The sequence below is a fragment of the Bradyrhizobium sp. 23AC genome (assembly GCF_054863025.1).
This window is the reverse complement of sequence record NZ_JAVAYN010000075.1, coordinates 1-484: the sequence shown is the minus strand read 5'-3', so window position 1 is coordinate 484 and position 484 is coordinate 1. Positions and strand designations below refer to the sequence as shown.

At 57.4% G+C, this 484-nt stretch carries 2 protein-coding genes; both read left to right on the top strand.

The window, feature by feature from the left end:
• A partial coding sequence (locus RAD10_RS41500) for a hypothetical protein (RefSeq protein WP_461621984.1) occupies positions 1–197 on the top strand: 197 nt, incomplete at its 5' end.
• 154 nt (positions 198–351) lie between these two features.
• Positions 352–484 (top strand): 3-keto-5-aminohexanoate cleavage protein (locus RAD10_RS41495; protein WP_461621985.1); only part of this gene is annotated, 133 nt, incomplete at its 3' end.

The following is a 484-nucleotide window of genomic DNA, read 5'->3' as shown; positions in this document are numbered from 1 at the left end:
ATCAGGGAAGCGAACCATCTCTCTCTCACGTGAAACCGCCAGAGTTCACGCCTGAATTCATTCGGGCCATGGAAGAGGGATGCCGCGCGATGTCTGCCGAGCGCAGCAGGAGCGAACTTGCGGCGGCCCGCGACAGGATGGTGATCGAGGTACTCCTAGCGCAGCGCCGGGCGAGACTATCGAACCACGGGGTCTGAACCGATCACAGGCAACGATGAGCGTTTTTTGCTGAAGCAAAATTGTGACAAGCGCTGCCACGGTGGCACTACCGCTACGGCGGCGAAAGCACTCTGCATAGTGTGCCTTCGTCGCCGCTGATCGCATGAAAAAGTATCAACATAGGAGCTCTTAATGTCAGAGAAAGTCATCATCACATGTGCAGTGACCGGTGGGAATTCTGCCGTTGTTGCGAAACATCCAAAGATTCCCATCACGCCTTCGCAAATCGCGGATGCGGCTCTGGACGCCGCGAAGGCGGGGGCCG